Below are 18,278 nucleotides of genomic sequence, written 5' to 3' on the forward strand. Positions count from 1 at the left end.
AGGGGATCAGTGACCCGACGTCCGTGGGCTTCGTTGCCGCCTGTCTGTCTCTGACCACCCCTAGATCGCCGTTTTCGATGCCCCGTTGTAGCCGCTCGTTCGCCATGGCAGTGTTGACTGCATGTCCATGCCACCGTTGTCGCCGGATCTCCTGCAGCTTCTCTGGTTCGTCCGTGTCGTCGAGGCGGGCTCGTTCTCGGAAGCCGCCCGTCGCTCGAACAACACGACGTCCGCGATGTCCAAGGCGGTGAGCCGCTTGGAGCAGACGCATGGCGTGCGCCTCCTCAACCGGACCACGCACGCGCTGTCGACGACGCCCGAAGGCGACCGCCTGCTGGCCGTCGGGCTCAAGCTCCTCGCCGACCTGGAGGATGCCCGCAGCGCGTTCGACGAGATCGGCCATCGCGGCGCCGTGGGCCGCGTCCGGATCAGCGCGCCGCCGTCGTTCACCAGGCGGTGTCTCCTGCCTCGCCTGCCGAGGTTCCTCGAAACCCATCCCGGCATCTCGATCGAGATCGAGGCCACCGACAACTTCCTGAACATGGCGGTGCGCGGGATCGACATCGCGATCGGGGCCAGCGACGTGACCGGGCTGCCGGGGCACTTCGTGCGTCAGCTCTGCACCTTCCCCTGGATCGTGTGTGCCACCCCCGGGTATGTCGAAAAGCGAGGCATGCCGTCGACGCCCGCCGGTCTCGCAGCCCACGACCTCATCGGTATGCGCAGCCGCGTCAGCGGGCAGGTCGAAAGCTGGCGGTTCCGCAACCCCGCGGACGGGACGACGGTCCGGCATCAGCCGAACGCCCGGCACGTCTTCGACGATTCGGAAGCCGCCTGGGACATGATCCGGGCCGAGCTCGGCGTCGGCTACGCGCCGTCTTGGGTCGGCATGGAGGAGTGGCGGCAGGGTCTGGTGGTGGAGGCGCTGCGCGACTGGCGCGGCAACGAGGTTCCGCTCTACGCCGTGCGGATCGACAAGCGGCTGACGCCTGCGCGCGTGCTCGCCGTCCAGGACTTCATCGTCGAGGTGACCAGAACCGCGCAGGAGGAGTTCGCAGCATTGAGCGCTGCGGCGTGAGCGAAGACCGATCGCGCTTCTGTCCCACCCTACATCGGGAAGGACTGCTTTTGGGGAAGGAACGGCTCGACCTCGAATGGCCGAGATAAGTGGGCACCCATCCAGCCGCTCCCGGGCGTCTGCTTCCCGGTCGCCTGAGAGGGAACGGGGTGGAGGGCGGGCGGGCGGTCAGCGTCGTGCCGCTCAACTGAAAGCGCTGGCGGTCATCGATCCTCGAAGACCGCCAGACCGACCATCATCAAAACGATGGCAGGCCCGGTCTTCACGAGCGCACCGAGGGGTTCGAGCCACAGGGTCGGCGTGACGAGTGCCGCCGAGACCATGTAGCAAAGGGACAGGGCAATTCCGGCAAGGAGCCCGAGGCGGCAGGTCCGCCGGTTGGCTATCAGGATGCCGATCGCAATGTCCATCAGGCTCGTCGCCACCGTGATCGCTTTCGCGAGCGCTTCGCCGAAACCGTGATCGGTGAGGATCCGCACCGCCGGATCGAAGGCGACGGAGATCGCGATGCTGCCGGATACGATCCAGAACGGCACGAGGATACCGACAATCAGGGCCTTCAGTCCGTAGAGGCGCGCAAACCAGCGCTCCTGCACCGTGGCGGAGATCGTGCTCAGGATGGTGGGACCGGACGGGGAAGCCATGCCCGTCGCTTCGCGCCAGCTGGCCGGGTCGCCGGTGACGCCGCGATGCATCTCGGCAAGGGCGGTCGAGCGAACGGGAGGGCGCCAGCCAAATCGCGAAACCACATCGCCCGCGGCGCTCGCGGCAGTGAGCATCCACGATGGTACGCGGATTCGGCGCTCTGGCCCGGCAAGGCGGGTCGCAAGCCCGGCCAGAACCTCGCCGACGCTGGAAGCCTGGTCTTCCATGACGTCCCAACTCGCCCGCCAGTTACGGCGTCCGCCCTGCCATTCGTTCGCCAGGAAGGCGACGGTGCGTCCGATATCGCGGGCATCGGTCACCGCGAAGGGACGCTCGGAGAGGCTCTCGGGAAGGTCGAAGGGGAGAACGGCCAGGGCCCGCATGAGCGCGCTGCCGCCGTAGGCCGCGTCCGCAAGGATAAAGCCCGGGCGCAGGATCACATGAGAAAGCCCCGAGCCCTTGATGGTCGCCTCCGCTGCCCGTTTGCCGCGGCTGAATTCGGTCCGATCGTCGTTGGACTGGCCCGGGATCGAGACATGAACGAGGAGCGATGGACGCTCCCGTTGCAGGAGAGTGCTCACGAGCCTCCGCACGAATTCATCGTTGGCGCTGGCGGCGGACGAACCCGGCGCATCTTGCAGGACGCCAATGCAGTTCACGACAATGTCCGCCCTTGTCGCCGCGAGTGAAACACGCAGGCTTTCGTCATCGGCGTCCACCAGCGGGCAGCGCATCCAACCCCCGCGCCAGGCGGCTTCCTGAACGGGCGTGAAACGTCGTGCCACGGGCACGACCTCGTAGCCCTTGGACAGGAGAAAGGAACTCAGCGCTTCGCCGATGAGGCCCGAAGCGCCGAGCACGGCGACGATGGGGGGCTGAGCAACGTCGGTCATAGGGCGGGCCGGGCGATCATGAGCCACAGGATGGCCATCACGGAGCCAAAGCCCGGGAAGCCGAAGATGAACCAGATGCGGTAGAGATGATGATAGGCAGGCGGAAGCGCCGTCCCGGCGAGCGCTGCCTCCCGCGCGAGGTCCCGCATTCGCGCCTGGATCCAGACGACCGGGAGCCAGAAGACGCCGGCCACCCCGTAGAGCAGAAGCGCCAACCCGAGCCATCCCTCCCATAGGGGGATCCCCATCATGTCGGCGAGAAGGTATCCGGTGATCGGCTGGGCGATCACGGCGCTGGCGGTGAACAGCATGTCGGCGATCACGACGACACCTGCCGTGCGTGCGACGAAGGCTGCGTCCTTCGTGCGGTGTGCCATCAGCATGAAGAACGCGATTCCCGTTCCCGTCCCGAGAAGAACGATCGCTCCGAGGACATGCAGGTATTTGAGGAGGAGATAGTCCAATCGAACCCCGCTGCCTTGTCGACGGAACCATGGCGCCGGAATGACAGATCCCGCCGCGTCGCCTGGCAAGCCGTAGCTGTGAACTTGTACCGTCTGCGAGGTTGAGATTTCGAAACCGCCTTCGGGCCCGCTTCCGCGCGAACGCCACGATCCTGAATGCCCAAGAGCGAACGGGAAGGCGCGTGGACCGTCGAACCATCACCGGAGGACCCAACGAGCGGACGCTCCAGCTCGGACGATCCCCTTCACGGGCGGCCGGCTGTCAGGCATGCGAAGACATCGAAGGCGGTGCCGCGGAACGGCTAGCGTATCAGGGGCCGCCGTAGGAGCAGGAAGCCCAGACAGGTCGCCCGCATCAGCATGAAGGCGACGAAGCTCCACCACAGTCCGTGATTGCCGAGGCTCCCCGTCAGGAACCAGGCGAGCGCGACGAAGAGGGCGAGGCTGAGGGCCATCGCGTTGCGCAGCTCCCCGGTCCGGGTCGCTCCGATGAAGACCCCGTCCAGAATGTAGCCCCACACGGCGATGACCGGCATCGCGACCATGTAGGGCAGGAAGAGAAGCGCCTCGTCGCGGATCGCGGCCTGGTCCGTCAACAGGGCGAGGAGCTGCGGCCCCAGGATCCAGAAGCCGAGCGCCGCAAGCGCCGCCAGCAGGAAGCCGCAGAGAAAGATCGAGCGGATGATCGCCTCGAGCGAACGTCGGTCGCGCGCGCCGATGGCCGACCCGACGAGGGCTTCGCCCACATGCGCGAAGCCGTCGAGCCCGTAGGAGAGAAGCGCCAGGAGATTGAGTAGCAGCGCGTTGGCGGCGAGGATCGCATCGCCCTGCGATGCACCCATGCGCGCGAAGAAGCTGAAGGCGAGGAGAACGCAGAAGCTGCGCAGGAAGATGTCGGTGTTGGCGGCGAGAAGGCGCCGGAAGGCGGCGGCCTCGAAGAGGTTTCCCGTCCCAGCCGGACCCTTCGGGCGCATCGAACGCCACATCAGTGAGAGACCCGCGAGACAGCTCGTCCACTCTCCGGACGCCGTGCCGGCGCCGATGCCCACGACCCCGAAGTCCAGCCCATAGACGAGGGTGAGCGTGACCGCGAGATTGGTGCCGTAGCCGAGGAGCTGGAGGGCGAGCGCCGACAGGACGCGTTGCTGTCCGAGGAGTACGCCGAGGATCACGAGATTGGCGAGCGTTGCCGGAGCGGACCAGATCCGGGCATGGGCGTAGGTCGCGGCGACCTGCCGCACCTCGTCGCCGCCGCCGAGAAGCGCCAGCGCGAGCGTGACGAGCGGCGTCTGGACGATGAGGATCAGAATGCCCGCGACCGCGGCGATCAGAAGGCCGCGCAGGAGGTGGAGGCGCGCCGCGTCCGCGTCTCCCGCCCCGACCGACTGGGCGACGAGCCCCGTCGTGGTCATGCGCAGGAAGCCGAAACCCCAGTAGAGGAAATTGAACAGGACGCCGGCCAGCGCGATGCCGCCGAGGAACTGCGGGCCCGGCAGGTGGCCGGCGATCCAGGTATCGACGAGCGAAACGATCGGCAGCGCCAGGTTGGCGACGACGATCGGAAGCGCCAGCACGAGGACCCGCCCCGTCCAGCCGGAAAGCGAACGCTCGGGGTCCGCAGTCAACGCCATCGCTTCCCCTCGCCCTTTCGCGTCGATGCGTCGAGCCGGACGCGATGGCGTCCGGCTCATCGTCCCACGCGGGTTCAGGCCTGGAGGATGGCGACGCGCTTCGGGTCGAACGAGGCCCAGACGGCGTCGCCGACATTGCCCTGCAGCAGGGCCGGATCGGTGGAGGCCTTGATGTGGGAGGCGGCCGCCTGACCGCCCTCCACCTCGAGATCGACGTCGAGGCGTGCGCCCTTGAACGTACGGCGCACGATGCGCGTGCGCAGCGCGTTGGCGGCATCGGGACGTTCGGCGGTCAGACGGATGCTTTCCGGGCGCAGCGTCACGTCGACGCGCGAGCGATCCGCGATCGCATCGGCCTGCGGCGCTTCCACGAGGATCGGGGTGCCGTTCCACGAAATGCGCGGCCCCGCCGCCCCGTCGCGCTGGACGTCGCAGGTGAGGAGGTTGGTCTCGCCGATGAAGTCGGCGACGAACCGACTGCGCGGGCGGTGGTAGAGGTCCTCTGGCGTTCCCTCCTGCTCGATGCGGCCGCCGTTCATGACGATGATGCGGTCGGACATGGTGAGGGCTTCCTCCTGGTCGTGGGTGACGAGAAGGAAGGTCTTGCCGGTTCGCTCCTGGATCGACTTCAGCTCGATCTGGACCTGGCCTCGCAGCTTGGCGTCGAGCGCGCCGAGCGGCTCGTCGAGGAGGAGGAGCTTCGGGTCCGGGGCCAGCGCGCGCGCCAGCGCCACGCGCTGCCGCTGGCCGCCCGACAGCTGGTCGGGCCGGCGATCGCCGAAGTCCGAGAGCTGCAGGAAGGCGAGAAGCTCGTCCACCCGCGCCCGCGCCTCGTCTTTCGTGCGACCCTTGAGCTGGGGTCCGAAGGCGACGTTGTCGCGCACGCTCATGTGCGGGAACAGCGCGTAGTCCTGGAACACCATGTTCACGTCCCGCCGGTTGGGCGGCAGGTGCGTCACGTCCTTGCCGGCGAGGAGGATGCGCCCCTCCTGGGGCAGCTCGAAGCCGCCGAGCATGCGCAGCGTCGTCGACTTGCCGCAGCCCGAGGGCCCGAGGAGCGTGACGAACTCGCCCTCGCGGATGTCGAGGTTCAGGTGGTCGACGGCGACGATGGGGCCGTAGCGTTTGGTCACGCCTTGGAAGCTGGCGATGGTTCCGGGCATCAGCGTGTGCCTCCCTTTGTGCGTCTTGTGAAGCGCTCGGCCCAGATGCCGATCATGGCGGTGACCACGAGCACCACGGTGGCGAGCGCATTGATGGATGGGGACATTCCGGAGCGCAGTTCGGCGAAGATGAGGACGGGAAGCGTCGGCGAGTAGCCGCCGAGGAAGAAGGCGCGCACGAAGTCGTCGAAGCTGAGCAGCATGCAGAAGACGCCGGCGCCGACCAGCGAGGGCATCAGGTAGGGCAGTGTCACCCGGAGGAACGCGATGAAGTCGTCGGCACCGAGATCGCGCGCCGCTTCGACGTGGCTCTTGGGCATGGAGCCGAGCCGGGCGAAGACCATGAGTGCGACGAAGGGCACGTTGTGGATCGTGTGCCCGAGGATGATCGCGAAGGTCCCGGGCTCCAAGCCGATCGTGCGGATGAAGATGCGCAGCGAGATGGCCGAAATCACGCCGGGGATCACGGCGGGAAGGCACAGGACCGCAAAGACGAGCGTGCGGCCCCATAATGTGGCCGGTGCCAGGAACACCGCGCACCACGTGCCGATCACGATCGACAGGAGGGTCGATGCGACAGCGATCAGTGCCGAATAGCCGAAGACCTGGATGATGCGCGTGTCCTGGAGGACCTCGACATACCACTTCGTGGTCCAGGACTGGATCGGGAAGCCGACGAAGGCGCTGTCCTTGAACCCCATCGCGATCATCAGCGCCAGCGGCACGAAGAGGTAGACGACGAAGGCCCAGTAGAAGGAGGTGAGGGCGATCTTGCCGGAGTTCATCGGACGAGCTCCTTGCCGCGGCGGCCCATGACCCTGAGGAACAGGCCGGTGGTGATCAGGGAAGCGACGAGCATGATGGTGGAGAAGGCGGCGCCCTCCGGCCACTTGTCGCCGGCGATGTGGAAGAAGCCGGCGATGGTCTGGGCGAACACGGTGGTGCTCGGCCCGCCGAGAAGAACGGGCGTCGCGTAGTAGCCGGTCGAGATGAGGAACACGAGCACGCAGCCGGACGCGATGCCGTCCTTGGAGAGGGGCAGGATCACGCGGCGGAAGCGCGTCCAAGGGCCGGCGCCGAGGTCGGCGGCGGCTTCCGAGAAGTTGGCCGGGATCTTCTCCAGCGCGGCGTAGAGCGGCAGCAGCATGTAGAGCGACGTGAGGTAGACGATGCCCATGCCGAGCGAGAAGCTCGTGTACATGAAGGGGATCGGCCGCTCGGTCAGCCCCAGCCACATCAGGACGATGTTCACCGCGCCCCGGTTTCCGAGCAGGATCATGATCGCGTAGGTGCGCACGATCTCGCCGACCCAGAACGGGATGAGGAGCAGCAGCAGGAACAGCATCTGCTGGCCCGGCCGCACTTTCTTCGCCAGGAAATAGGCGATCGGATACATGAGAAGGAGCGTCGCCAGCGTATAGACGGCCGAGTAGACCATCGTGCGCAGGAACGGCATGACGTAGTTCTGCGACTGGAAGAAGGTGAGGTAGTTCTCGACCGTCCACGCCGGCACTTTGCCTGCCAGCGGCGGATAGGAATCGTAGAAGCTGATCTGGACCATCGAGAGGATGGGCCCGAGATGCGTGGCGACGAGCCAGGCGAGCGCGGGAAGGGCCAGCAACCAGAAGCGGCGCCGCGGCGTGGACAGGAAACGTTCGCTGAGCGCCTTGTAGACCGGGTTCGTCGCCAGGCGGGTCCAGCCGTTGTAGGACGGGCGCGGCGCCGCGGCGGCGGCGATGTCGGGGGGCGCGGATCGGCTCTGGACGGCCATGGCGTTTCCTTCTCGGACGAAGCCGGATCGAGGAAGGCGGGCGCCGCTCCCTGTTGCGGGCGGCACGGATTCAGGCGGACGGTCGGCCGCGCGCCGTTGCGCGCGCGGCCGATCGGGTTCAGGCCGCCTTGATGGCCTCGACGGCCGGATCGACCAGACTGTACTTCAGCTTGTCGGCCGTGGTGTCGAAGAAGATGAGGCGCTTCAACTCGTCTTCGGAGAAGCTCGAGGCCTTGCGCTCGAGTTCGTTGAGATGCTCGGGCGCCTTGGTCACCGTCGAGATGAAGCCCGAGGATCGGGTCATCGCGGCGCCGACTTCCGGCGTCGCCAGGATGGCGTCGAGCAGCTGGTAGGCGTTGTCCGCGTTCGGGGCGTTCTTGGGAATGTTGAGGTTGTAGACGAAGCCGTAGGATCCTTCCTTCGGGATCGTGATCGCCACCGGGAACCCGTCCATGATGAGCTTGGAGATCGGCCCGGACCAGGCTTGGGCCAGCGCGATGTCCTGATTGACGAACATCTGCTGCACCTCGGCGCCGCCGTCGTAGAAGTTGCGGACCTGGCCCTTGCTCTTGATGAGGAGGTCGCGCGCCTCGGCGACCACGGCCGCCGCCTTCTGCGGGTCGTCCTTGTAGGCCACCATGTTGCCGTCATACCCGAGATAGAGCATGGCGACCGACATGAAGTCCTGGATGATGTAGGCGGTCTGGCCGGAATACTTCTCGTCGAACATCACCGCCCAGCTCGCGGCCTCCTCGGGCGTGACGAGCTCGGTGTTGTAGGCAAGACCCTCCGCGCCCGCGAGGATCGGCATTCCCCAGACCTGTCCGTCGATCTGCAGCCAGGAGCTTTCGCTGTAGACCGGGTTGATCTCCTTCCAGTGGGTCAGCCGCGACCGGTCGATCGGCGCGAGCAGGCCCGAGGTGATGAACTGGCTGAAGCGGTGGCCGGCGATCGTCAGGATGTCGACGGACGGATTGGGCTGCTCGGCCGCCAGGAGGTTGAACTGCTGGCCCTGGTCGGTGACCAGCCGTTCCTGGATGCGGATGCCGGTGTCGGACTGGAACTGTGCCTTGAAGTCGTCGGGCAGGAAGTTCGCATAGGTCCAGACGTTGACCACCTTCTCCTGCGCGAAGGCGCGGTTCAGGATGAGGTGGGGCGCGGCCAGGGCGCCGGCTCCAAGGCCGAGGCCCTTGAGCACCCTGCGGCGGTCGGTCCAGATCTGAGGCATGGCAATCTCCGGTTTCGATGAGCGGTGGCTGAGGGCATGCGATGCCTCGGTCGGCACGGTGGGCCGTGCCGTCCAGGTGATTTCGACCCTGTCAGGCGATCGCCCTGGCGCGGCTGGGTGCTGCGCCGCGGCGCGCGAGGTCGCGCAGGTCGCCGATCGACAGGCCCTCGACGCCGCAGACCGGCAGGAGGTCGTTGTCCTCCTCGAGGTCGCGTCCGTAGGCGGCCGACAGGAGGGCGATACCCGCCTCGTGCAGGGTCGCCGGGCGTCCGACGAGGCGCCCGAGACGGGCGACCGGAACGAGGCCGAAGGGGACGTCCTCGAGAACGTAGCGGCTGTCGGCCGTGGCCGGCCCGACGCCGCCGCGACCCTCGAGGTGCATCTGCTGGTTCATCTGCGAGACGCTCGCCACGGGCACGTGGAAGGACAGGTGGAAATGCTCGAAGATCGTGCGGACCGAGAGACCGAGGGCGTCTGCGATCGCGAGCCGCTCCCGGTCCAGCGCTTCCAGGATCCGCCCGACCGCGGGCGTCACGTTCTCGCCCTGGCTCCAGGTCTCGCCGCGCTCCATGCGGGTGAGGTTGAGAAGAGCGATGCCGAGGTGGTTCTGCGGATTGAGGTTGCTGAGCGTGATCGCCAGGAGATCGGCACGCGGGACGAACCGGTCCCCGAACAGGCGGGTGCAGAGCTCCACGGCCTGCGGACCGAAGTCGGCCGGCACCGCCGCGACGTCGAGGCGGGCACGCACCGTGTTGACGAGAACCGCGTCGTCCGCGGTCTGGCGGCCGGTGACCACCGTGGTTCCCCAGACGACGATCGGCAGCGCGAGGCCCCGGTCCTTCAGCAGCCGGTCGAGATACAGGGCGCCGAAGGAGGCCTGCGACGACACGATCACGGTCTGGTCGGCGCGAAGGTGCGGCGCGATGGCGTCCATGACGCGCCGGTGCCCGTTTCCGGGAAGCGCGAGGACCACGACCTCGGCGGTCTTCACCGCCGCGGCATCGGTGTCGGCGACCGTCACCTCGAAGCGCCCTTCCAGCGCGCCCGTCGCCTCGAAGCCGCCCGACCGGGCGATGGTGCGGGCGCGGGTGCCGGACGGAGAGCGCAGCGTCACCTGGTGTCCACCCTGGACGAGAAGGGCGGCCGTGCCGAGTGCGATGGCGCCCGCGCCGAGGATGGTGACCCGCATGACGTTCCTTTCCTGGATCCCCGTCCTGCTTCCGATCGCCAAGGAGCGGTCGGGGGCGGGGATGAATTCCGGTAAGAAGGAAAGCTATGGGTCGATTTCGGTCCCGTCAATCCATTTCTTGTATCATTCTTCGGCAATGATTTGCACTGCCGGAGTTTTGTGCGATGCACAACTCAACGGCGTGCCGTGCTCAGCGGCACCGAGGTCATGACCAGGAAGGCCTCGGCCGGCGCGTCGTCGGGATTGCGGATGAGATGGGGGACGTCGGCGGCGTAGCGGGCGGTGTCGCCCGTTTCGAGCAGCATCTCCCGCTCGCCGCTGCGCACGACGAGGCGTCCCGTCCGGCAATGGAGATGCTCCATCGTGCCGGCGATGTGGGCGTCGCTGGCGAGCGATCCGTTCGGCTGGAACTGGAGAAGGTACCATTCGAGGCGGGAGGCGGACATCGGCGGCGACAGGATCTGCAGCGTGCAGCTTCCGTCCGCGCTGCGGATGGTCGGCGTCATGTGGCTCGACTGGAGGTGGATGGGCTCCTCGTCCTCGCGCGCCCCGCCATCGAGGAGGCGAGCGAGATCGACGCCGAGCGCGCGCGTCAGGCTCCACAGGGTGCCGTAGGTCGGGTTGGCCTCGCCGCGCTCGATTTCCGAGAGCATGGACCGCGACACGCCGGACTGCTGGGCGAGCGATTCCAGCGTGAGCTTGCGCGCCTTGCGCAGCGAGCGGATGCGCGGGCCGATGGCGGGCGGATCGATGCGGGACATCATGGGGGCTTCCGCGTGTGGTGCTCCGCGCTTGATGGCGGCTGGCGCGTCCGGCGGCAAGCGCCGAGGCGCCGCCGTCCTCAGTTCCAGTCGATCACGATCTTGCCGGACCGGCCCGCCGCCATGGTCTCGAAGCCGAAACGGTAGTCGTCGGCCTTGATGCGGTGGGTGACGACGCCCCGGACGTCGAGCCCGGTCTCGAGCATGGCGAGCATCTTGTGCCAGGTCTCGAACATCTCGCGGCCGTAGATGCCCTTGAGCGTCAGCATCCGGAAGGCGATGCGGCCGATGTCGAGGGGCACCTTGGCGCTCGGCAGGCCGAGAAGCGCGATGCGCCCGCCCATCACGAGACAGTCGAGGAGCTGGTCGAAGGCGGGCGGTGCGCCGCTCATCTCGAGGCCCACGTCGAAGCCCTCGCGCATGCCGAGACGGCCCATCACGTCGCGCAGGTCCTCGCGGCCGACATCCACCGGCGTGACGTCCGCGACGCGGGCGGCGAGCGCCAGACGCTCGGGGTTGATGTCGGTGATCACCACGTGGCGCGCGCCGACATGGCGCGCCACCGCGGCGGCCATGATCCCGATCGGCCCCGCGCCGGTGATCAGGACGTCCTCGCCGACGAGGTCGAAGGAGAGGGCGGTGTGGACGGCGTTGCCGAGCGGGTCGAGGATCGCGCCGATCTCGTCGTCGATCGCGTCGGGAAGGGGCACCGCGTTGAAGGCGGGCAGCTTCACGTATTCGGCGAAGGCCCCCGCCACCGTGACGCCGATGCCCTGGGTGTCCGGGTCGAGGTGGAAGCGACCGGCCCGGCTGGCCCGGCTGCCGCCGCCGATCAGGTGGCCCTCGGCACTGACCCGCTGGCCGATTTCGACATTGCGCACGTCGGAGGCCCGGTCGACGACGACGCCTGCGAACTCGTGGCCGAGGATGGTGCCGACCGGGACGGTGCGCTTGGCCCAGTCGTCCCAGTTGTAGATGTGGATGTCGGTTCCGCAGATGCCGGTCTTGGACACCTTCACCAGGATCTCGCCCGCGCCGATCGTCGGCACGGGCTCGTCCTGGCACCAGATCCCGGGCTCGGCCCAGGCCTTCACGAGCGCCTTCATGTCTCGTCTCCTCAGATCGCGCCGAGGCGCCGGCCGGCTGCCTCGAAGGCGCCAAGCGCGGTTTCGACGTCGTCCGGCGTCAGGGCCGCCGACATCTGGGTGCGGATCCGGGCGCGTCCGAGCGGCACGACCGGATAGAAGAAGCCGGCGACGTAGACGCCCTCGCGGTCGAGCTCGCGCGCGAGCGACTGCGCGCGCTCGGCCTCGCCGAGCATCACGGGAATGATCGGCGTCTCGCCCGGCAGAAGCTCGAAACCGAGCGCTGTCAGCCCCTCGCGAAAGCGCTTCGTCTGGCTCGCAAGGCGCGCGCGCCGGTCGTCGGCGCCTTGCGCGATGGCGATCGCCTTCAGCGAACCGGCGACCACGGCGGGAGCGAGGCTGTTGGAGAAGAGATAGGGGCGCGCGCGCTGGCGCAGCATCTCGATCACCGGCCGGCGCGCGGCGACGAAGCCGCCCATCGCCCCGCCCAGCGTCTTGCCGAAGGTGCCGGTGACGATGTCCACCCGGCTGAGCGTGCCGGTCAGCGCCGGCGTGCCCCGGCCCTCGGGCCCGAGGTGGCCCGTGGCGTGGCAGTCGTCCACCATCACCAGGGCGCCATGGCGTTCGGCGAGGTCGCAGATCGTCCGGAGGTCGGCGACGCAACCGTCCATGGAGAAGACCCCGTCGGTGACGATCAGCTTGAAGCGGGCGCCCGCCGCGTCGGCCTCGCGCAGCCGGTCCTCCAACTCGCCCATGTCGCCGTTGGCGAATCGAAAGCGTTTCGCCTTGCACAGGCGCACCCCGTCGATGATCGAGGCGTGGTTGAGGGAGTCGGAGATGATGGCGTCCTCGGCCCCGAGAAGCGCCTCGAACACGCCGCCGTTGGCGTCGAAGCAGCCGGCGAAGAGGATGGCGTCCTCGCAGCCGACATAGGCGGCGATCGTCTCTTCCAGCGCCTTGTGGATGTCCTGGGTGCCGCAGATGAAGCGTACGCTGGCCATGCCGAAGCCATGGCTCTCGATGCCCGCGGCCGCAGCGGCGGCGATCTCGGGATGGTTGGCGAGGCCGAGGTAGTTGTTGGCGCACAGGTTGACGAGCGTGCGGGTGCCGCCCGCCCCGTCGGCGATGCGGATGCGCCCGTCCTGCGGGCCGAGGATCGGACGCTCCGACTTGAAGAGCCCGTCGCGGCGGAGCTCGTCCAGCGTTGCGGACAGGGACGCGTAGAAATCCATGGGCTTGCACCGGATCCGTTGGGGGCGAATCCGATCATAGTGCCGCAATTTTTCTAGTAAACCGGAAATCCTCTCATGCGGATCGATTGTCCGTGACCGGTTCGCCGAGCGTGTGCATCAGGCGATTGGCCCAGCCGAAGATGGCGGCTGCCAGGACGAGGTCGGCGATCTCGATGTCGCTGAGGCCGGCGTCCCGGAGTTCCGCGATGTCCGCTTCGCCGGCATCGGGCGGACAGCGCGACAGTTTGGTGGCGAAATCGAAGATCGCCTGTTCGCGCCGGGTCGGCAGCCGGGCCGCGTCTTCGTCCCGGAAGATCGCCTCGACGCGATCGGTCGTGCGGGTCAGCTGGTTGAAGCGGCCGGCATGGACGGCCGCGCAGTAGACGCAGCGGTTCACCACGGAGGCGCCGAGCGCCCCGAGTTCCCGCTCGGCGCGCCCGAGCCCGTCCTTGCCGTACATGATCGCGTTGAACAGCGGGCTCCGGTGGCGCAGCGATTCCGGATCGTGCGCGAGCACCAGGAGGTAGTCCGACACCTTGGTGTTGGACGGCGTCACCTTCAGGGCGTCGAGCTGGTCGGCGGTCGCATCCGCAAGGTTCACGGGCGTGACATAGGGGCGCCAGACCGGCGTCTCGACGGTGAAGTGATGGATCGGCGTCATCGGGTGCTCTCCAGAAGGCGGAACCCGGCGACCACGCGGGCCTGATAGGCGAGGTAGGCCGCAAGCTCGGACAGGCGGACGATGTCGGCATCGGCGACGCCGGCTTCGCCGAGCGCCGCGATATCGCTCTTGGTGGCGCTCTTCGGCTCGCGAGCCAGCCGGTCGGCATGGCGCACGATCGCCGCGAGCCGGGGGTCCTTGGGCCGTGTCCGTGGGTCGCCGAACGGGGCGTAGCAGTGGGCCTGCGGCAGGAGAGCGAGGCGATCGCGATAGTGATCTGCGAGCATCGCGTCGCCCACCGTGCGGGCGGCGCGCAGCGCCAACGCCATGCGAAGCGCCGCGGGGAGGCCGCCGGGATCGGTGGGTTGCAGCACGGCCTGGCCGCTGGCCTCGGTCAGGGCGAGGATCTCGCCCCGGGCCGCCATGATCGGAGCAAGGTGCGCGCCGGGGGACAGAAGCATGTCGAGGGCAGTCATCGGACCTCCGTCGGGAACAGGTGGAAGAAGGGCGGTGATCAGGAGGCGCGGTCGCGCACGAGGAGCGGGGCGGCGTCGACCCATTCGTCGCCGCGCAGCTCCGGCGTGTCGTAGGCCTGGAGCCGCTCGAAATGCGCCTCCACGTCGGCGGCGAGGAGTTCGGCCGCGATCCCGCGCGCCAGACGGTCGGCCCCGGCGCTGACGGCGGGAATGTCGCCCGACACCTTGCCGTGCGTCAGCATGGCCGCGTCGTTGAAGCAGTGGATTCGGCGCAGGATCGGGCACGAACCGGTCACGCGCTCGCGGAACTCGAAGTCGGGGCCGAGGTCCGGCGCATCGCTGAAGCCCGGACGCCGACCGCCGGCCGCAGCCGGTTGCCGCCCGTCGCCCCAGGTTCGCACGTGCGGCGCGATCGCCGCGAATTCCAGCCGCCCCGACAGGTCGTTGGCAAAGCCTGTCGCCGCGATGAGGTAGTCGGCGCGAAGCGGGCCGAGGCTCGTCTCCAGCCGCAGCGCGCCGTTCTCCTCGATCGCGGCATGCACCGCGCATCCCAGAAGGAAGCGCGCGTTCGGATGGCGTGAGACGCGCAAGGTCGAGGCGCGGGGCGGAGGCACCTGTTCGTCCGCCGCGTAGGCGAGAAAGCGCCATTTCCATTCGTCGGGAAGCCGATGCAGCCCATGAACGACGCCGGGACTGCCGATGCCGGTCAGCTTGTTGATGCGCGGCATCTCGCGCCGGCGGATCAGCATGTCGACCGAACCGGCTCCCGCTTCGAGCGCCGTCGCCGCGTTGTCCATGGCCGAGGCGCCGGCCCCGATCACGGCGACGCGCTTTCCCGCAAGGGCGCCGAAGTCGATGCGGTCGACCGAATGGGCCCAGAAACGCCGATCGATCCCTTCGAGAAAGCGCGGCGTCTGCGCGCCGCCGAGCCCCGAGCGGCCGGTGGCGAGAACCAGGTGCCGTGCCAGAAGCACCGTGTCCATCGCCCCTTCGCAGCGCACCCGCACGAGTTCGCCCTCGCCGCGCACATCCGTCACGCGGACGCCGTTGCGCACGGGAAGGTCGAGCACGCGGCGGTACCAGACGAGGTAGGCCATCCACTGGTCCTTGGGGATCTTGTCCAAGACCTCCCATTCCCGCTCGCCGAACTGTGCCGTGAACCAGGCGCGGAAGGTGAGGGACGCGAGCCCGAGGCTCGGACCCGCCAGGGTCTTGGGCGAGCGCAGCGTTTCCATCCGGGCGAAGGTGACCCAGGGCCCCTCGCGCCCCGCCTCGGCGGCGTCGACCGCAAGGACGTTGTCGATCCCCAGAAGCTTCAGCCTGGCCGCCGCGGCGAGGCCGCACATGCCGGCCCCGACGATCACCACGTCGTGGACGCGCCGTCCTCCGACCGTGCGTTCGGGCACCCAGGGCTTGGCCGGCAGTTCCAGCGCCTCGAGGTCGCCCGACAGGCGCGCCTCCAGCGCCGCAAGGCCCTGCGTCTCGAAACGGGGCATGTGGTTCATCGGGCGGCTCCATCGGCGAGGGGCGTGGGCATCTCGCGGGGCCTTGCGGCGTCGTCCGGGGCGACCAGACGGCCCGCGAGCGAGGGATCCAGCCGGGCGATGCCGGGAATGATCTCCATCGCCGCCGCCTCCGCCGCCTCCGCAAGTCGACGCGTCTGCTCGCGCATATGGCGCCCCGAGCCCGCGATCACGCCCCAGTAGAAGGGAACCTGACGCTGCAGCGGGCGGATCGCGACGTCGGGGAAGGCGAAACCGTGAGCCGTGACCGGGTCCACCACGGCGACGGCCCCCGTTCGCCGGACGAGCTGAAGCGCGAGCGCGGCCGTGTTGGCGCGCACGATGGGTCCGAGCTCGACGCCTTCCTGCCCGAGCGCGAGGTCCACCCCCCGCTGGAACCGCATGGGATCGATCATCGTCACCACCGGGCGCGCCCGGAGCGCCGACAGCGGGACCGTCTCCATCGCCGTCAGCGGGTCGTCGGCACGCAGCGCGAGAACGTCGGGCGCGCCGTAGAGATGGAGGACGTCGAGCCCCGGCATGTCGAGCGGGAGGCTCGAGAACCCGATGTCGGCGCGACCGGCGCGGACCTCCTGCGCCACCACGGAAGCGGAATGCTGCGTCAGGTGGATCTCGGGGGGCTGCGCGTCCCGCGGCATGCGCGCGAGCGCCAGCGGCAGCAGTCCGCCGGCGAGCGCCGGCGTCGCGGCGATCCTCAGGACACGGCCCTTGCCGGCGGCGATCGTCTTGGCGCGCGCCGCAAGTTCGCCGAACGAGGCCATGAGGCGTCGTGCCTCCTCCTCGAAGGCGACGCCTTCTTCGGATAGCTGGACACGCCGTCCGACGCGGTGGAGAAGTTCGAAGCCGAGCTCGGCCTCCAGCTCCTGGATCATCCTCGTCACGGAGGGCTGGGAGCAGCCGACGATGCCGGCGGCCTGCGTGACGCTTCCGCTGGCGGCGACCGCCAGGAAGACTTCGAGTTCGCGCGTGTTCATGAATCATGCCATTTAAGAATGATTTCGACGATATGATTTGCATCTAGGATTGAATGCGTCAAGCTGCCTCTGGCCTCGGCGTCGCGATGATGCCGGGACAGGTGTCCAACTCGCGAAAGGAGCATGCATTGCTCGCCGTCCTGCGCCACCGAACCTATCGCCACCTCTTCGCGGCGCAGGTGCTGTCTCTCGTCGGGACCGGCCTCACCACGGTGGCGCTCGGTCTTCTCGCCTACGATCTGGCAGGGGCGGACGCGGGCGCCGTGCTCGGCACCGCGCTCGCCATCAAGATGGTCGCCTATGTCGGCGTCTCGCAGTTCGCCGGCGTCCTGACCGAGCGCGTGCCGCGGCGCACGCTCCTCGTCGGACTGGACCTGACGCGGGGCGCCTTCGTTTGCCTCCTGCCGTTCGTCGACGCGGTCTGGCAGATCTACGCTCTCGTGTTCGCCTTCCAGTCGATGTCGGCCCTCTTCACCCCGACCTTCCAGGGCACGATCCCCGACATCCTGCCGGACGAGCGGGACTACACCAACGCCCTGTCGCTCTCGCGCCTTGCCTACGATCTCGAGTCGCTGTTCAGTCCGCTGCTGGCGGCACTGCTCCTCACGTTGATCTCGTTCCACTGGCTGTTTCTCGGAACGGTGCTCGGCTTCCTCGCCTCGGCGGCGCTCGTCGTGTCCGTCGCGCTTCCCGCGGCGAGAGCCGCATCGGGCGCCCGTTTCGTCGACCGGCTGACACGGGGGCTTCGGGTCTACCTGGCAACGCCTCGCCTGCGCGGGCTCCTCGCGCTTTCGTTCGCCGCCTCGGCGGGCGGTTCGATGGTCATCGTCAACACGGTCGTCCTCGTCCGCTCGCGGCTCGGCGGCACGAACGACGACGTCGCCCTCCTGTTCGCGGCCTACGGTCTCGGGTCCATAGCGGTCGCGATCGGGCTCTCGCGTCTCCTCGCCCGCGTTCCCGCCCGGTTCGTGATGGTCTCGGGCGCCGCCGCGATGGCGGCTCTCCTCGTTGCCGCGAGCGTCGGTCCGGACTGGACCGGCAGCCTTGTCCTCTGGGCCCTGTTCGGCGCGGCATCGTCGGCCATCGGCACGCCCGGCGGCCTCGTCCTGCGCCGCTCATCGGACGCGGACGGCCGGCCGGCGGTGTTCGCCGCCCAGTTCGCGCTCTCGCACGCCTGCTGGCTCGTCACCTATCCCGCCGCCGGCTGGCTCGGCGCCACGATCGGGCTGGGACCGACGTTCGTGGTCATGGCGCTGGCGGCCGCGGCCGGGACGCTCGCCGCGCTCGCGCTCTGGCCCGCCAACGATCCGGTCGAGATCGAGCATGTCCATCACGCCTTCGCGCACGACGCGCTGCACATCCACGACGCGCATCATGAGCACGAGCACGAGGGATGGGAGGGGCCCGAGCCGCACCGCCATCCCCATCGCCACCAGCCGATCCGGCACCGCCATGCCCTGGTGATCGACGACCATCACGCGACCTGGCCGACGGGCACGGCGGG

The 18,278-nt window shown here is 68.6% G+C and carries 17 protein-coding genes; 2 read left to right on the plus strand and 15 right to left on the minus strand.

Annotated features, from left to right (window positions below):
• Positions 1-121: 121 nt before the first annotated feature.
• Positions 122-1,078: a LysR family transcriptional regulator gene (locus AUL34_RS10445; protein WP_082653295.1), complete on the plus strand. Its 957-nt coding sequence runs from the start codon at positions 122-124 to the stop codon at positions 1,076-1,078.
• Positions 1,079-1,281: 203 nt separating this feature from the next.
• Here the strand turns inward: AUL34_RS10445 and AUL34_RS10450 are convergent, their stop codons facing one another.
• From AUL34_RS10450 to AUL34_RS10520, 15 genes are all read right to left on the minus strand, one after another.
• On the minus strand, positions 1,282-2,616 hold the full coding sequence (locus AUL34_RS10450) for an SDR family oxidoreductase (protein WP_061933653.1): 1,335 nt from the start codon (positions 2,614-2,616) through the stop codon (positions 1,282-1,284).
• Complete coding sequence (locus AUL34_RS10455; RefSeq protein WP_061933654.1) at positions 2,613-3,080, minus strand: DUF2269 domain-containing protein; 468 nt, start codon at positions 3,078-3,080, stop codon at positions 2,613-2,615. The genes AUL34_RS10450 and AUL34_RS10455 overlap by 4 nt, the downstream gene beginning before the upstream one ends.
• A 302-nt stretch (positions 3,081-3,382) precedes the next feature.
• The gene (locus AUL34_RS10460; RefSeq protein WP_061933655.1) at positions 3,383-4,711 is read right to left on the minus strand and encodes an MATE family efflux transporter; all 1,329 of its coding nucleotides are present in this window, start codon (positions 4,709-4,711) and stop codon (positions 3,383-3,385) included.
• Positions 4,712-4,785: 74 nt separating this feature from the next.
• Positions 4,786-5,874, minus strand: coding sequence for an ABC transporter ATP-binding protein (locus AUL34_RS10465; RefSeq protein ID WP_061933656.1), 1,089 nt, complete (start codon positions 5,872-5,874; stop codon positions 4,786-4,788).
• On the minus strand, positions 5,874-6,659 hold the full coding sequence (locus tag AUL34_RS10470; RefSeq protein ID WP_061933657.1) for an ABC transporter permease: 786 nt from the start codon (positions 6,657-6,659) through the stop codon (positions 5,874-5,876). Before AUL34_RS10470 ends, AUL34_RS10465 begins: the two co-directional genes overlap by 1 nt.
• Entirely contained in the window at positions 6,656-7,645 is a 990-nt protein-coding gene (locus AUL34_RS10475; RefSeq protein WP_061933658.1) for an ABC transporter permease, read from the minus strand. The genes AUL34_RS10470 and AUL34_RS10475 overlap by 4 nt, the downstream gene beginning before the upstream one ends.
• Before the next feature lie 118 nt (positions 7,646-7,763).
• Positions 7,764-8,873: a PotD/PotF family extracellular solute-binding protein gene (locus AUL34_RS10480; RefSeq protein ID WP_061933659.1), complete on the minus strand. Its 1,110-nt coding sequence runs from the start codon at positions 8,871-8,873 to the stop codon at positions 7,764-7,766.
• Between the two features lie 91 nt (positions 8,874-8,964).
• Positions 8,965-10,062 carry an NAD/NADP-dependent octopine/nopaline dehydrogenase family protein gene (locus tag AUL34_RS10485; protein WP_061933660.1) on the minus strand — a complete coding sequence of 366 codons (1,098 nt, stop codon included), beginning with the start codon at positions 10,060-10,062 and terminating at the stop codon, positions 8,965-8,967.
• A 173-nt stretch (positions 10,063-10,235) separates the two neighbouring features.
• Positions 10,236-10,826 carry a helix-turn-helix domain-containing protein gene (locus AUL34_RS10490; protein WP_244492519.1) on the minus strand — a complete coding sequence of 197 codons (591 nt, stop codon included), beginning with the start codon at positions 10,824-10,826 and terminating at the stop codon, positions 10,236-10,238.
• Positions 10,827-10,903: 77 nt separating this feature from the next.
• On the minus strand, positions 10,904-11,929 hold the full coding sequence (gene tdh / locus AUL34_RS10495; protein WP_061933661.1) for an L-threonine 3-dehydrogenase: 1,026 nt from the start codon (positions 11,927-11,929) through the stop codon (positions 10,904-10,906).
• A gap of 11 nt (positions 11,930-11,940) precedes the next feature.
• Positions 11,941-13,140: a glycine C-acetyltransferase gene (gene kbl, locus AUL34_RS10500; protein WP_061933662.1), complete on the minus strand. Its 1,200-nt coding sequence runs from the start codon at positions 13,138-13,140 to the stop codon at positions 11,941-11,943.
• Between the two features lie 73 nt (positions 13,141-13,213).
• Positions 13,214-13,801 carry a peroxidase-related enzyme gene (locus tag AUL34_RS10505; RefSeq protein ID WP_061933663.1) on the minus strand — a complete coding sequence of 196 codons (588 nt, stop codon included), beginning with the start codon at positions 13,799-13,801 and terminating at the stop codon, positions 13,214-13,216.
• The gene (locus tag AUL34_RS10510; RefSeq protein ID WP_061933664.1) at positions 13,798-14,277 is read right to left on the minus strand and encodes a CMD domain-containing protein; all 480 of its coding nucleotides are present in this window, start codon (positions 14,275-14,277) and stop codon (positions 13,798-13,800) included. The genes AUL34_RS10505 and AUL34_RS10510 overlap by 4 nt, the downstream gene beginning before the upstream one ends.
• 38 nt (positions 14,278-14,315) lie before the next feature.
• Complete coding sequence (locus tag AUL34_RS10515) at positions 14,316-15,773, minus strand: NAD(P)-binding domain-containing protein (RefSeq protein WP_370539040.1); 1,458 nt, start codon at positions 15,771-15,773, stop codon at positions 14,316-14,318.
• Between the two features lie 5 nt (positions 15,774-15,778).
• The gene (locus AUL34_RS10520) at positions 15,779-16,774 is read right to left on the minus strand and encodes a LysR family transcriptional regulator (protein WP_061933666.1); all 996 of its coding nucleotides are present in this window, start codon (positions 16,772-16,774) and stop codon (positions 15,779-15,781) included.
• Positions 16,775-16,902: 128 nt separating this feature from the next.
• On the opposite strand from AUL34_RS10520, the gene AUL34_RS10525 reads away from it, so the two are divergent.
• A partial coding sequence (locus AUL34_RS10525; protein ID WP_061933667.1) for an MFS transporter occupies positions 16,903-18,278 on the plus strand: 1,376 nt, incomplete at its 3' end.

The sequence above is a fragment of the Aureimonas sp. AU22 genome (assembly GCF_001463745.1).
In the GTDB taxonomy this organism is placed as follows: Bacteria; Pseudomonadota; Alphaproteobacteria; order Rhizobiales; family Rhizobiaceae; genus Aureimonas.